The 14,036-nt window shown below is 67.1% G+C and carries 15 protein-coding genes; 10 read left to right on the top strand and 5 right to left on the bottom strand.

What is annotated here, in order from left to right; genetic code table 11:
• Window positions 1-2: 2 nt before the first annotated feature.
• The gene (locus KU887_RS30955; protein WP_196432708.1) at window positions 3-953 is read right to left on the bottom strand and encodes a LysR family transcriptional regulator; all 951 of its coding nucleotides are present in this window, start codon (window positions 951-953) and stop codon (window positions 3-5) included.
• 164 nt (window positions 954-1,117) lie between these two features.
• Between KU887_RS30955 and KU887_RS30950 the strand changes: the two genes are divergently transcribed.
• Window positions 1,118-2,419 carry an MFS transporter gene (locus KU887_RS30950; RefSeq protein ID WP_006484820.1) on the top strand — a complete coding sequence of 434 codons (1,302 nt, stop codon included), beginning with the start codon at window positions 1,118-1,120 and terminating at the stop codon, window positions 2,417-2,419.
• Window positions 2,420-2,467: 48 nt separating this feature from the next.
• On the top strand, window positions 2,468-3,397 hold the full coding sequence (locus KU887_RS30945) for an agmatinase (RefSeq protein ID WP_006497931.1): 930 nt from the start codon (window positions 2,468-2,470) through the stop codon (window positions 3,395-3,397).
• Between the two features lie 382 nt (window positions 3,398-3,779).
• Here the strand turns inward: KU887_RS30945 and KU887_RS30940 are convergent, their stop codons facing one another.
• Window positions 3,780-3,962 carry a hypothetical protein gene (locus KU887_RS30940; RefSeq protein ID WP_006484836.1) on the bottom strand — a complete coding sequence of 61 codons (183 nt, stop codon included), beginning with the start codon at window positions 3,960-3,962 and terminating at the stop codon, window positions 3,780-3,782.
• Between KU887_RS30940 and KU887_RS30935 the strand changes: the two genes are divergently transcribed.
• From KU887_RS30935 to KU887_RS30920, 4 genes are read left to right on the top strand one after another with little or no spacing between them, the layout of a single operon-like run.
• On the top strand, window positions 3,961-4,677 hold the full coding sequence (locus tag KU887_RS30935) for an ABC transporter permease (protein ID WP_006484827.1): 717 nt from the start codon (window positions 3,961-3,963) through the stop codon (window positions 4,675-4,677). The two genes, KU887_RS30940 and KU887_RS30935, sit on opposite strands and share 2 nt — an antisense overlap.
• A complete protein-coding gene (locus KU887_RS30930) occupies window positions 4,674-5,585 on the top strand; it encodes a glycine betaine ABC transporter substrate-binding protein (RefSeq protein WP_006484838.1) in 912 nt (303 codons plus the stop codon). The genes KU887_RS30935 and KU887_RS30930 overlap by 4 nt, the downstream gene beginning before the upstream one ends.
• Before the next feature lie 10 nt (window positions 5,586-5,595).
• Window positions 5,596-6,249 carry an ABC transporter permease gene (locus tag KU887_RS30925; protein ID WP_059721462.1) on the top strand — a complete coding sequence of 218 codons (654 nt, stop codon included), beginning with the start codon at window positions 5,596-5,598 and terminating at the stop codon, window positions 6,247-6,249.
• A complete protein-coding gene (locus tag KU887_RS30920) occupies window positions 6,246-7,430 on the top strand; it encodes an ABC transporter ATP-binding protein (protein ID WP_058903826.1) in 1,185 nt (394 codons plus the stop codon). The genes KU887_RS30925 and KU887_RS30920 overlap by 4 nt, the downstream gene beginning before the upstream one ends.
• 81 nt (window positions 7,431-7,511) lie before the next feature.
• On the opposite strand, the gene KU887_RS30915 is transcribed toward KU887_RS30920, so the two are convergent.
• A complete protein-coding gene (locus tag KU887_RS30915) occupies window positions 7,512-7,991 on the bottom strand; it encodes a sugar ABC transporter ATPase (protein WP_227746381.1) in 480 nt (159 codons plus the stop codon).
• Between the two features lie 137 nt (window positions 7,992-8,128).
• Here KU887_RS30915 and KU887_RS30910 point away from each other — a divergent pair, with 137 nt between their 5' ends.
• From KU887_RS30910 to KU887_RS30895, 4 genes are all read left to right on the top strand, one after another.
• Complete coding sequence (locus KU887_RS30910; protein ID WP_043205865.1) at window positions 8,129-9,109, top strand: helix-turn-helix domain-containing GNAT family N-acetyltransferase; 981 nt, start codon at window positions 8,129-8,131, stop codon at window positions 9,107-9,109.
• A 132-nt stretch (window positions 9,110-9,241) separates the two neighbouring features.
• Window positions 9,242-9,931, top strand: a complete 690-nt coding sequence (locus KU887_RS30905; protein ID WP_006497926.1) for a pentapeptide repeat-containing protein — start codon at window positions 9,242-9,244, stop codon at window positions 9,929-9,931.
• 368 nt (window positions 9,932-10,299) lie between these two features.
• On the top strand, window positions 10,300-10,521 hold the full coding sequence (locus KU887_RS30900; RefSeq protein ID WP_077057161.1) for a hypothetical protein: 222 nt from the start codon (window positions 10,300-10,302) through the stop codon (window positions 10,519-10,521).
• A gap of 238 nt (window positions 10,522-10,759) precedes the next feature.
• The gene (locus KU887_RS30895) at window positions 10,760-11,866 is read left to right on the top strand and encodes a polyamine ABC transporter substrate-binding protein (protein WP_124633449.1); all 1,107 of its coding nucleotides are present in this window, start codon (window positions 10,760-10,762) and stop codon (window positions 11,864-11,866) included.
• A 72-nt stretch (window positions 11,867-11,938) separates the two neighbouring features.
• Here the strand turns inward: KU887_RS30895 and KU887_RS30890 are convergent, their stop codons facing one another.
• Both KU887_RS30890 and KU887_RS30885 read right to left on the bottom strand, forming a co-directional pair.
• Window positions 11,939-12,544: a DNA-binding protein gene (locus KU887_RS30890; RefSeq protein WP_258258697.1), complete on the bottom strand. Its 606-nt coding sequence runs from the start codon at window positions 12,542-12,544 to the stop codon at window positions 11,939-11,941.
• Entirely contained in the window at window positions 12,541-13,788 is a 1,248-nt protein-coding gene (locus KU887_RS30885; protein WP_034203911.1) for an MFS transporter, read from the bottom strand. The genes KU887_RS30890 and KU887_RS30885 overlap by 4 nt, the downstream gene beginning before the upstream one ends.
• Window positions 13,789-14,036: the final 248 nt, after the last annotated feature.

The raw sequence follows: 14,036 nt of genomic DNA, 5'->3' as shown, positions 1-14,036 counted from the left end.
CGTTACCCCTTCGCCCTGACGCGCCGCCGGCTCGCGCACCGGCGCGTCATGTCGACCTGAAGTCGCTTCGCCTGGCTTTCGAGGATCCGGCAGAACGCTTCGGTGAACGCACTACCCGGCCGCAGCGACGGGCGCAGCATCGCGATACGGCGCGGCGGAATCGTGTCGATCGGCACGAACGCGAGGCCGGCCGCATCGATCGACGCGGCGGTCAGGCTGTCGACGATCGCGCGCCGCCCGGCCAGTTGCACCATCCGGCACGCGAGCGCCGAACTCGACACGCGCGCGTGAATCGTGTGCCGGTTCTCGGACGCCGACAGCAGCGCCTCCAGTTCGGGGATGCCTTCCAGCGCATCGACGCTCGTCAGCCCGCCGGCTTCGAGATCGGCGAGCGTCACCGTCTGCTGCACGACCAGCGGATCGTCGGCGCGCATCGCGCAGACGATCGTCGAATCGAGCAGATGCTGTTCGGTGACGTTGCGCATCGCGCGAAACGGCGCGCAGATGCCGAGATCCACTTGCTGGCTCTCGACGAGATCGAGCATCCGCTCCGCGTTCTCGATCGCGACTTCGACGAACACCTTCGGGTACTTCGCCTGGAACACGGTGATCGCTTCCGGCAGCAGCCGTTCGGTGACCGCCGGATACGCGCAGATGCCGAGGCGGCCGAGCGTGCCCGCGCGCAAGCCGTCCGCGAGTTCGTTGAGCGCATGCAGGCTCGCGTTGGTCCGCTCGGTCTGCTCGAACAGCAGGATCGCTTCGGCCGTCGGCAGCAACCGGCCTTTCTCGCGCTTGAACAGCTCGACGCCGAGGCTTTCTTCCAGCACCTTCAACTGCTTCGTGACCGCCGGCTGAGAGATGTGCAGATTGCGCGCCGCCGCCGTCAGCGTCCGGCACCGGACCACCTCGTACAGCAGTTCGACCTGGTGATAGTTCAGCGTTCGCCTTGCCATGTTCCCCCTCCTTTCGACGCCGCGCGATCGCGAGAGCATAACCCACGGTTATAGGTCGCGGTCCGACAATGTATTGGCGGAACAGGCCGGAATTCGATGAAATCACGGCTTTGAACACAAAAGCGGCCGCAACGGGCAGGTCAGGGGACACAACGATGCAGACAATGTCGAGCTCACGGGCGCACAAGCCCACCAAATTCCGCTGGTTCATGGTGTTCCTCGCGTTTCTCGCGATCGTCACCAACTACATGGACCGCGCCAACCTGGCGGTCGCGCTGCCGTACATGAATACGGAGCTGCACCTGTCGTCCGCCGAATCGGGCCTGATCCTCGGCGCGTTCTTCTGGACTTATGCGGCCTGCCAGATCCCGGCCGGCATGCTCGTCGACCGGTTCGGCGCGAAACTCGTGTTCGCGGGCGCGGTCGTGTGGTGGTCGGCATTCACGATGGCGACGAGCCTCGCGCGCGGCGGCGCGTCGCTGCTCGGCCTGCGTTTCCTGCTCGGCGTCGGCGAAGCCGGCGCGTTCCCGTCCGCGACGAAATTCGTCGAGCGCTGGTTCCCGCCGACCGAACGCGGCCTCGCGTCCGGCATCTACGATTGCGGCGCGCGCGGCGGCACACTGATCGCGCTGCCGATCTGCACCGCGATCATCACCGCGTACGGCTGGCGCGCGTCGTTCATCTTCACCGGCGCGATCGGCCTCGTGTGGGTCGTCGTCTGGCTGCTAGTCGCGAGCGAGTTTCCGTCGCAGAACCGCTTCGTCAACGCGGCCGAAGCCAAGCACGTCGACCAGGACGCACCCACCGAAAAGCACGCACCGGTCCGCATCAAGTGGGGCCGGCTGTTCACGTCGCGTGTGGTGTGGGCAATGTCGCTCGGCTTCGCCTGCCAGGGCTACGTCGTCTACTTCTTCATCACGTGGTACCCGACCTACCTCGTGAAGGAACGCGGTTTCAGCCTGCTGCAGCTCGGTTTCTACGGCATCCTGCCGGGCCTCGCGGGGCTGGTCGGCTCGTGGGTCGGCGGCTGGATCTCCGACCGCATCGCGGCAAGCCACTACGGCCTGAACTTTGCGCGCAAGTTCTGCATCGTCGTCGGGATGGCGCTGAGCGCGACGATCGGTCTGGCGGGGCTCGCGTCGCAGGCTTGGCTCGCGCTGCTGCTCCTGTCGATCGCGTTCTTCGGCGTGTCGGTCGCCACGTCGAGCATTCTCGCGCTGCCGGCCGACGTGTCCGCACGCGGCGAACGCTCGGTGGCCGGCACGGTCGCCGGGTTCCAGAACTGCATCTCCAATCTCGCGGGCATCGCGAGCCCGGCCGTGATCGGCCTGCTGAAGGACGCGACCGGCTCGTTCACGCCCGGCCTGATCTCGGCGTCGATCATGGCGATCATCGGATGCCTGATCTACATCTTCATGCTCGGGCCGATCCGCTCCGACGTGCTCGAACACGTGGTCGCCGACTGACGGTCACACGTTCACACGCGTTCGGCCCGCTTATTCAACGAGGAAAACATGCTTTGCGATTCACCGAAGGTGCCGTTTCTTGCTCAGGGTTGCGAGCCGGATACGGAGCGAGTCTCCGCCACGTTCGCCGTCCTCGGCGCGCCGTACGGCGTGCCGTACGGCCCGGCGCTGCTGCACTGCGACGCGTCCAACGCGCCCGACAAGGTGCGCGAGCGCAGCTTCCGCTACGGGCGCCAGATCGGACACTATGACTTCGACCTGCAAGGCACGCTGTTCGGCGACACGGGCGCGACCTGCGTCGATTGCGGCAACCTGCCCGGCACGCTGGACGTCGCGCGCAACGCGGCGGCCGTGACGTCCGCCGTCGCGTCGCTGCTCGAGCGCGGCGCGATTCCGGTGGTGCTCGGCGGCGACGATTCGATTCCGGCGCTGTGCGTGCGCGCGTTCGAGGCGTACGGACCGCTGAACGTGCTGCAGTTCGACGCGCATCTCGACTTCCGCGACGAGGTGAACGGCGAACGGCACGGCTATTCGAGCCCGATCCGGCGCATCCGCGAGATGCCGTTCGTCAGGCGGATCGTCCAGGTCGGCCTGCGCGGCAGCGGCAGCGCGCGCCCGAGCGACGTGGAGGACGCGCTGCGCTCGGGCAACGTGCTCGTGCCGGCCGACGTCGTGCACGATGAAGGCATCGAAGCCGTCACGCGGCACCTCGTGGACGACGCGCCGTGGTTCGTGACCGTCGACATCGACGGCCTCGACCCGAGCATCGCGCCGGGCGTGGTCGCGCCGATGCCGGGCGGCCTGACGTTCCACCAGACGCGCGGCGTACTGCGGCACCTGTGCGCGAACACGCGCCTCGCGGGAATCGACGTCGTCGAATATCACCCGGCGCTCGATGTGCGCGAGATGACCGCGCTGACGATCGTGCGGCTGCTGACCAACGTGATCGGCACCACCGCGCGCCGCATCGCGCGGTAACGATTTCATGCGGCGAGACCGCTCGCGCATCGCCCGTCGCCACGCCGGTCTCGTCCACTGATTCGGGCTTCGAATCAATTTTCACGCACCCTGCTCGTGGCCCTCGCACGACCGGCCACGCATCGCCGCGATCGCTCCCCACGGTAGACGCGTTCGATCGATTGTTCTATACTCGCCTCAACTTCATCACAAAACGCATGATCTCGTGCGCAACGTGATGTCATTTCGCACTTCGTTGCGCATGCATCCGTTTCGCCACGTCAAAGGGGCCTCCGGCCCCAGCGGTCGGCGCCAAGCCGCCCGCATCCATGCCGTCTTCACAGGACGGTGCCCTGCTCGAACGCGCCTCGCCGTTACGGCGCCGCCGGGCTGAACCTGACAATCAGACGAACGCGTCGTCGCGTTCAACCGACCGCCAGCCGCACCTCGGTGCAGCCGGCAGCACTGTTTCCGTCAGTTCAATCGCGGCCATGCCGGGATCACGAACTTCCATCGCGACGCCATGCGGCGTCATCGCGGCGTGCGCCTGCGCGCGCCGCACCGAATCGAGGAGGCGTATCTTCATGACTCGACGCACTGTCCAGCTGGTGGGCAGCCTGGTGGCCATCATCGCCGTGGGATGGGCATTGGCGCGCGGCATCGGCGCCGAGACGTTCAAGCAGCGCTCGGACGATCTCGCCTACTACGCGGGCCAGCACATGCTGCTGGTCGTCTATTCGATGACACTGGCCATCGCCGTGGGCGTGCCGGCCGGCGTACTGCTGAGCCGGCCGCGATTCCAGCGCCAGGCCGAGCGCTTCATGCAGGTCTTCAACATCGGCAATACGATCCCGTCGCTCGCGGTGCTCGCCATCGCGCTCGGCATCTTCGGCATCGGCAACGTGCCGGCGATCGTCGCGCTGTTTCTCGCCTCGCTGCTGCCCGTCACGCGTAACGCCTACGAAGGGATGAAGAACGTACCGGCCGCGCTGCGCGAAGCCGCCAAGGGCATCGGCATGACGGGCTGGCAATCGCTGGTTCGCGTGGAATTGCCCAACGCCTTGCCGATCATCGTCGGCGGCGTGCGCACCGCGCTCGCGATCAACGTCGGCACGGCGCCGCTCGCGTACCTGATCGGCGCGGACAGTCTCGGCTCGCTGATCTTCCCCGGCATCTACCTCGACAACCAGCCGCTGCTGCTGCTCGGCGCATCGCTCACCGCGATCCTGGCACTGGTGCTGGACGGCATCGTCGCGGCCGGCAGCCGTCACTGGCTGGCACGCCACGGAGGTGCCGCATGACGCTTCATCGCATCCTTCGATCGTTCGCACGCCTGTGCACCGTCGGCGCGCTGTGCGTCGCCGCGAGCACGCCGGCGTTCGCCGCGAAGCTCGTGCTGGGCGCGAAGAACTTCACCGAGCAGTACGTGCTGGCGGAACTCACGTCGCAATACCTGCGCTCGCGCGGCTACGACGTCGAAGTCCGCGCCGGGCTCGGCAGCACGCTCGCGCGCAGCGCGCTGGAGAACGGCCAGTTCGACCTGATGTGGGACTACACGGGCACGGCGGCGCTCGTCTACAACAAGATCCAGGACAAGCTGTCGCCCGAGGAGATGTACCGGCGCGTCAAGGCGCTCGACGTGCCGCGCGGGCTCGTGTGGCTCGATGCGTCGCCGCTCAACGACACCTACGCGATCGGCCTGCCGAGCGAACTCGCGCAGGCCACCGGCATCCGCACGGTGTCGCAGCTCGCCGAGCACCTGAAGAACGATCCCGCCGCGAAGCATTACGTATTCGGCATGGATGCGGAATTCGCGAATCGCCCCGACGGCCTGAAGCCGCTGCTCGCCGCCTACGGCATGCAGTTCAGCCGCGCGCAACTGAAGCAGATGGATCCGGGGCTCGTCTATACGGCCCTGCACAACAATCAGTTGAAGATCGGCCTCGTCTACACGACCGACGGCCGCGTGAAGGGCTTCGGCATCGTGCCGCTCGAGGACGACAAGCACTTCTTCCCGCCGTACAACGCGACGCCCGTGGTCCGCAAGGGCACGCTTGAAAGCAATCCGAAGCTCGCGACGCAGCTCAACGCGCTGTCGGCCGCGCTCGACAACGACGCGATGCAGGCGATGGCCAAGGCCGTCGATCTCGACGGCAAGTCGCCGCGCGACGTCGCCGATGCGTTCCTGCGCACCCACCCGCTGCCCTGAAGGAGGACCGATGAGCGTATTCGACTATCTCGCTTCGAGCTGGCCCGAGTTGCTGCAGCTCACGCTGCAGCACGTGTGGCTCGTCGCGATCGCCGTAGGTTGCGCGATCGTCGCCGGCGTACCGCTCGGCATCCTGATCAATCGCCACGAATGGCTCGCCGGGCCGCTGCTCGGCATCGCCACGCTCGTGCTCACGCTGCCGTCCATCGCGCTGTTCGGCCTGATGATCCCGTTCTTCTCGCGCTTCGGCCAGGGCATCGGCGCCGCGCCCGCGATCACGGCCGTATTCCTCTACTCGCTGCTGCCGATCATGCGCAATACGTACCTGGCCTTGCACAACGTGGATGCAGGGATCAAGGAAGCCGGCACCGGCATCGGGATGACCTCGTGGCAGCGCCTGCGTCTCGTCGACTTGCCGCTCGCGGTGCCGGTGATTCTCGCGGGCGTGCGCACCGCGGTCGTGATGAACATCGGCGTGATGACGATCGCCGCCGTGATCGGCGCGGGCGGCCTCGGCACGCTGATCCTGCGTGCGATCGGGCAGAGCAGCATGATGAAACTGCTGGTGGGCGCGGTGCTCGTGAGCCTGCTCGCGATCGTCGCCGACCGGCTGCTGCAGATGCTGCAACGTGCATTGACACCGAAGGGAGTGCAGAAGACATGATCGAACTCGACCAACTGACCAAGACCTTCACGCGCAAGGACGGCCAGGCCGTGCGCGCGGTCGACTCCGTGAGCCTGTCGGTGCCCGAAGGGGAAATCTGCGTGTTCCTCGGCCCGTCGGGCTGCGGCAAGACCACCACGCTGAAGATGATCAACCGGCTCATCGCCGCCACGTCGGGCCGCGTGCTCATCAACGGCGAGGACACGGCACAGCTGAACGAAGTCGACCTGCGGCGCCACATCGGCTACGTGATCCAGCAGATCGGCCTGTTCCCGAACATGACGATCGAGGAAAACATCACCGTCGTGCCGCGCCTGCTCGGCTGGGACAAGAAGCGCTGCGCCGAACGCGCGCGCGACCTGATGTCGATGGTCGCGCTCGATCCGAAGCTGTACCTGAAGCGCTATCCGCGCGAGCTGTCGGGCGGGCAGCAGCAGCGCATCGGCGTGATTCGCGCGCTGGCCGCCGATCCGCCCGTGCTGCTGATGGACGAGCCGTTCGGCGCGGTCGATCCGATCAATCGCGAATCGATCCAGAACGAGTTCTTCCAGATGCAGCGGCAACTGAACAAGACCGTGATCATGGTGAGCCACGACATCGACGAAGCGATCAAGCTCGGCGATCGCATCGCCGTGTTCCGGCGCGGCCAGCTCGTTCAGTACGATCACCCCGACACGCTGCTCGCCCGCCCGCGCGACGAATTCGTCGCGCAGTTCGTCGGCCAGGACAGCACGCTCAAGCGCCTGCTGCTCGTGAAGGCCGGCGACGCCGCCACGCAACCCGAAACCGCGCGCGTCGATACGCCGCTCGCACACGCACTGGCGGTGATGGACGAAACCGACTGCCGCTACCTGACCGTGCTCGACGACGCGGGCCGGGCGCTCGGCTACGTGACGCGCCGCGCGGCACGCACCGACGGCGGCGTGTGCGGCGAACGCGTGACGCCGTTCCCGGCCGGCGTCGCGGCGGATGACAACCTGCGCATCGTGCTGTCGAAGATGTACCAGTACAGCGCGTCGTGGATGCCGGTGCTCGACCCCGACGGTGCGTGGCTCGGCGAGATCACGCAGGACTCGATCGCCGCGTACCTCAGCTCGGGCCGCTCGCGCCGGCAAACCGGCCAGCCGCCTGGCAGCCCGGCCGAGACGGTCGTCTCGGTCGCCTCGGTCGCCACGTCCTGAGTCGCGCCCGGGCCGGTGCTTCGTTGCACCGGCTTCGGGAAGTGAATCGACATCGCGCGTTGCAGAAAACAACCAGACGCATCAGCGCAGCGGCGCGCGCGTTTTTCCGTCGACCTTCAATGTGCGCCGATCGCGCGCGACTTCGTATTCGACGGTCTGCGCGGGCGTGACGGCACCATACGATCGGCCGTTCACATAGACGACGCCGTCGCGCAACTCCACCCTGTCGCCGTTGACGGTCGCCGTGGCCCGGTCGCCCTGCAAAACCGCACCCGAACAACCGGCGGTCGAGAAGCTGCGGACCGACGTGCCCGGCATCGCGGCGTTCCCGCCGCGCTGATCCGCCGCATGCGCGGCGCTGCACGGCGCCGCATCCATCACGCCGGCCGCATGGAGCGGCGCCGCGCCGAGGCCACTCCCGGCCAGCAACGCGATCGTCATCGGCAACAGCTTGTTCATGGTGATCTCCGTGGTCCGCGGTCGTCGATCGTCGGCCGATGCCCCTGCTCGCAGTTCGGCCAGCGCCGCCCAGTATGCAGTCACTTCGCCGCGCCCGGCCATCCGCTTCAGTACCCGTCGCGGTGGCGGCCGCACGGATGCGCCGCCCCGAAGCAATCGATTACGTGAAAATCCGCCTTGATAAAGTTGCGACCCGCAACTATTATCGATTGCGATACGCAACCTTTCAGGGGCAGACCATGGACCTCATCGACGCGCCGGCCAAGCCGCGCGACGCGACCATCCTCGAATTGCGCGACTTCTCGCGCAAACTGGTACGCGAGCTCGGCTTCATGCGCGCGACGCTGGCCGACAGCGACTGGGCGCCGTCGGCCGTGCACGCGATCCTCGAGATCGGGATGGCGCCCGGCATCAACGCGAAGGATCTGGGCGCCATCCTGCGGCTCGACAAATCGAACACGAGCCGGCAACTCGCGCGGCTCGAAGCCGCCGGTATCGTGGAACGGCGCGTGTCCAGCGAGGACGCGCGGGCGATCGAGCTGTACCTGACCGCCGAAGGCAAAAAGCTCCGAAAAAGAATCGATACGTTCGCGACCGATCAGGTGTCGAACGCGCTGCGCCGGATGATTCCGGCCGACCAGCAGGCGCTGCTGCGTTCGCTCGCGCTGTATGCCGATGCACTCGCCCAGGACAACGCGGCCCGCGCGCCCGTCGCACCCGCCGACGCGCCGTCGATTCGCGAAGGCTATCAGCCGGGCTGCATCGGCGACATCGCGAGCCTGCATGCGCGCTTCTATGCGGAACACTGGGGTTTCGGCGCCTTCTTCGAACAGCGGGTGGCGACCGAGCTGGCCGCCTTCGCGGGCACGCTGCCGGCCGCCGGCAAGGCGCTGTGGCTGTGCCAGGAAGACGGCCGGACACTCGCGTCGCTCGCGATCGACGGCGACCCGGCGACGGGCGTCGCGCACCTGCGCTGGTTCATCGTCAACGACGCGTTGCGCGGCTCGGGCGTCGGGCGTCAATTGATGACGCTGGCGATGCGTTTCGTCGACGAACACCGGTTTCGCGAAACCTACCTGTGGACCTTCAAGGGGCTCGATGCGGCGCGCCATCTGTACGAGTCGTTCGGCTTTGCGCTGACGAACGAGTCGGCAGGCACGCACTGGGGAACCAAGGTCGTCGAGCAGCGCTTCAGCCGGCCCGGGCCGTCCGGCGATTGATATCGGCGGACAGCTTCGCCGTGCGTGGGGGGCAGCAGCCCGGCGTTAGCTGTCGCACGCCGCCCGATGCACGACGCGCGCGAAATCCGGATAATGTCTGCCCCGAACATTCGCCCGACAATGGATCCGCTCATGACTCCCGGTGTCCTCGTGACCGGCCGCACGCTGGATCGCGCCGAATTGATGCAGCTCATCGAAGGCTCACCTGCGCCCCTCCACCTGGAGGATTGCGACCTCGAAAGCGCCGATCTGTCGCGCCTGGATCTGCGCGGCGCGCGATTCGAGCGCTGCGCGCTCGCGGAAGCGTCGTTCGTCGGCGCCACGCTCGCGCACACCACGTGGATTCGCTGCCGGGCCCGCCAAACCGACTTTGCGTCGTCGGATCTCGAGGACGCCGCGTTCCGGTCGTGCGACCTCAACAATACGAGCTGGCGGCGCAGCAAGCTCGGATCGGTCCGCTTCAACGAATGCCGGCTGACCGGTGCCGATTTTGAGGAATGCAAATCGCTTGGGCTCGAATTCGCCAGCACGCTGCTGGTCGGTGCGAGCCTGCGGCGCTTTTCGTTCCGTAAAACCCGGCTCGTGGCGCTCGATTTCTCGGACGCCGATCTCGCCGGCGCGGACTTCCGCGATGCCGTGTTCGAAGGCGGCAGCCTGCGCAACGCACATCTGAACGACGCCCGCTTCGAGGGTGCCGACCTGCGCGACGTGGATCTGGGCGGCACGCCCAGGCTGCTCGCGTCCGGCGTGCTGCGCGGCGCGACCGTCTCCTACGATCAGGCGGCCATGCTGATCGAGAACTTCGGGATTCGGGTCGCATAACGCGCCGCCACACCCGCGCCCGCTTCGTCGTCGCGAGACGGCGCGGGCTATCCAGCCGTCTAATATTCTCATCACTTCGACCGCATTCCGGCCACCGCCAGTACGCTCGCAAGCGCGATGTGCACGCTGCCGCACCGCGTCGCCACCCTGCCCATCACTAGGGAAAATCCGGAGACATCCTTACAGCGATTTATCCGATGATTCACGGGAGCGTCATGTTTCGGCGATTTCGCTGAATGCCAAGCTTTCAGTCCGCGCCATGCAGCCGATGCCGCCCCGCGGCAATCGCGATGACCGCAGCCTGAAACGGTAGCCGTTGGCGAAGCGTCGGGTGTTCAATACTTTCAACAACCCGGTCGAGAGTAATCGTGAGAATCCGTGGCCCGCTGGTGCGATGGAGACGAGGCGATGCGCGAAACCTGCGCGCCGCGCCGCCGTCCCTCGACGACCGTGACGGCTGGCGAAGTCCTCGCCTGTCTCTGTCGATCTACACCATCCTGTCCCGCCGTTCCGTTCGCCGTCACAACGCCGTCGCCGCCCGTGCGTCCGTCGCGATCCATACCGACGACGTGGCGTCGCTGCTGCCTTAGCGCGCCTTTCCCCTTCTTCGTTCCGTTCGACCTGCGCATCGTGTCGCCTGAGCGGCGACGGGATCGGCTCGCGCCGCGTTTGGCCGCAAGCCCGCGCGACATCGAACGCACTCCTGATTGCATTGCACTGCCCGTGCTCGTCGACAGCACGGATCACGCACGCCTGTTCCATCCGATGAACCGTCGCGCGACGGCCCGTACGCCGGGCTCGACGCGCTCCGCCAGGAAAGACTTCGTCATGCGAATCCGCCCGCTCCACCGTACCCTTTCAGCCGCCGCCATCCTGTCGATCGCCGCCGCCGGCACTGCCGCCCACGCAGCCGGCGAACTGAACATCTACAACTGGTCCGACTACATCGCGCCGGACACGATCCCGAACTTCCAGAAACAGACCGGCCTTCACGTTCGCTACGACAACTACGACAGCGACGACACGCTGCAGGCGAAGCTGCTGTCCGGCAACTCCGGCTACGACATCGTCGTGCCGACGTCGAACTACATGGCCAAGCAGATTCAGGCGAGCGTCTACCAGCCGCTCGACAAATCGAAGCTGCCGAACCTGTCGAATCTCGACCCGCTGCTGATGAAGATGGTCGCCGACGCCGACCCGGGCAACCAGTACGGCGTGCCGTGGGCCTACGGCACCGACGGCATCGGCTACAACGTGCGGGCCGTGAAGAAGGCGCTCGGCGACAAGGCGCCGGTCGACAGCTGGGCGCTGGTGTTCGATCCGGCCAACATGGCGAAGCTGAAGGGGTGCGGCGTGTCGTTCCTCGACCAGGCCGTCGATGTGTTCGCCGCGACGCTGCAGTACATGGGCAAGGACCCGAACAGCACGAACCCGGCCGACTACCGCGCCGCCTACGACGTGCTGAAGAAGGTGCGCCCGTACATCACGCAGTTCAACTCGTCGGGCTACATCAACGATCTCGCGAACAACGACCTGTGCGTGTCGTTCGGCTACTCGGGCGACGTCGGCATCGCGCACCGCCGCGCGGCCGAAGCGAAACGCCCGTACGAGATCCGCTTCGCGAATCCGAAGGAAGGCGGCCTGCTGTGGTTCGACATGATGGTGATCCCGAAGGACGCGCCGAACCGCGATGCCGCGCTGAAGTGGATCAACTACCTGCAGGACCCGAAGGTCAATGCGGGCATCACCAACGCGGTGTTCTACCCGACCGCGAACAAGGCCGCGCGTCAGTACGTGAAGCCCGCGATCGCGCGCGATCCGTCGGTGTATCCGTCCGACGAGGTATTGAGCAGGATGACGTTGCTCAAGCCGATGCCGCCCGAGATTCGCCGGCTGCAGAACCGGTTGTGGGCGCAGTTGAAAACGGGGCGGTGAGCGCGGGGCGACGCGCTTGAACCCTGCCTGCGGCGGCGCGAGCCGCAGGCACGCCATCGAACGTCGAGCGACCTACCGCAACGCCTGCCCCCGCTCCGCCGCAAACGCATCGCCAACGAACCGGATCACGTCGTCGAGCGACGACGTGCACACCGCGTCCGCGGCAAGCGACCGAAACGCACCGTCCGGCCCGAAGCAGACGAGCGGCTTGCGCCAGCGCTGCGCGAGCGCGATCTCTTCCGCCGTCCCGTGCCCGCCCGGCAGGGCCACGATCAGGTCGCTGCTCAGCACGTTCACGTAGTTGCGGTTGATCGTGTCCGGAGCCGCGCCCGGCTCGCGGCGCGGCAGCGGCGTGAGGACCGGAATGTCGACGAACGGATGCGGATAGCCGTCGAGCGGCACGAAGCCCGCGACCGGATCGGCCTGCGTCGGCACGATGCCGATCGATCGTCCGGCTCGACCGGGCACGCCGACGAACGCGCGCGCGACCGCCAGCATCACGCCCTGCCCGCCGCCCGTCAGCAGATTGAACCCGGCCTGCGCGAGCCACGCGCCGAGCGGTTCCGAAAATGCGGCCCACGGCTCCTTGCCCGAGCCCATCACGCCAATCGTCCTGGTTTTCCGTTGCATCGTGGTTTCCGGTGAAATCGTGGCGGCGCGTACGCGCGCCGCGCTCATTCGAGCTCGACGCCCTTGAGCTCGGGGATCAGGAACAGCGTCGCGATCATGTCGAGCACGTACAGGCCGGCGAGCAGCGCGATGGCCGTCTGGAACCCGTAGTGCGCGGCGAGCGCGCCGACCGCGACCGGGCCGAAGCCGCCGACCGCGCGGCCGATGTTCCACAGCACGTTCTGCGCGGTCGCGCGTGCGGCCGTCGGATAGCCTTCCGACATCAGCGTCCCGTAGCCGCCGACCATCCCGTTGACGAACATCCCCATCAGCGCGCCGGCCCACAGCATCGTCGTCGGGTCCGACAGCCGCGCATACGCGATGACCGTCACGACCGAGCCGAGCTGATACAGCAGGAACGTCGGCTTGCGGCCGATGCGATCGGCCAGTTGGCCGAACACCCAGACACCGATCATCATCCCGACGACGGTCGCCGCCGTCCACAGCCCCGATTTCGTCAACGAGAAGCCCATCTGCTTCGACAGGAAGGTCGGCAGCCAGATCATGATCCCGTAGTAGCCGAAATTCTGGACCGAACACAGGATCACGATGCCGAGGCTCGTGCGCGCGGTGCGGCCGTCGGCGACGAGCATGCGGAACGCGTTGGACGTGGGCTGCGTCGCGCGCTGCACGAACGCTTCCGGCTCGTGCAGCTTGTTGCGCATCACCCACGCGAGCAGCGCGGGCAGCACGCCGACCACGAACATGCCGCGCCAGCCGATATGGAGCAGCAGAAACGGCGTCAGCAGCGCGGCCAACAGCACGCCGGCCTGCCAGCCGAGCGCGACGTAGCACGACACGCGGGCGCGCTTGGCTGCAGGCCACGCTTCGGCCGCGAGGGCCATCCCGATCCCAAATTCGCCGCCGAGGCCGATGCCCGCGATGGTGCGATAGACGAGCAGATCCTCGAAGCCGCGCGCGAATGCGCACAGGCCCGTGAAGATCGCGAACAGCAGGATCGTCCAGGTCAGCACGCGCACGCGCCCGTAGCGATCGCTCAGCGCGCCGAACACGATGCCGCCCGCAACCGCGCCGATCAATGTCCACGTGACCAGCGCGCCGCCCTGTCCGGGCGTCAGGTGCAGCGCCGCCGTGATCGCCGGCAGCATGAAGCCGAGGATCAGCAGGTCGAAGCCGTCCATCGCGTAGCCGATCGCCGATCCGGCCAGCGCTTTCCACGCGTACGCGCCGACCTGCTCCACGCGCGGGGCCGACGGGCCGCCGAGCGTCGAAGATTTCATGTTTGCTGCCATGGTGTCCTGCCACGAATGTCCGGCGACATTCTAAGGCCTGTGCCGGCGAACGACGGCGGCGGACGCGCGTCGCGCCCGCGCTGGCCGGACGGCGCGCGGGCAACGGAGGCAACGAGCGGGAAAAGGAAAAGAAAAGGGAAAACGTCGATCCGGTGTCGGCGGCGAGGCCGGCGATGTCGCGATCAGGCCGGACACCGAATGAAAGACGGCGGGCGGGCGGCGGATTGCCGGCCGGCCCGCCTGCGCGA

The sequence above is a fragment of the Burkholderia sp. EMB26 genome, from assembly GCF_024730645.1.
Taxonomy (GTDB): Bacteria; Pseudomonadota; Gammaproteobacteria; order Burkholderiales; family Burkholderiaceae; genus Burkholderia; species Burkholderia cenocepacia.
The sequence above is the reverse complement of the archived record's forward strand: the minus strand, read 5'-3'. Positions and strand labels throughout refer to the sequence as shown.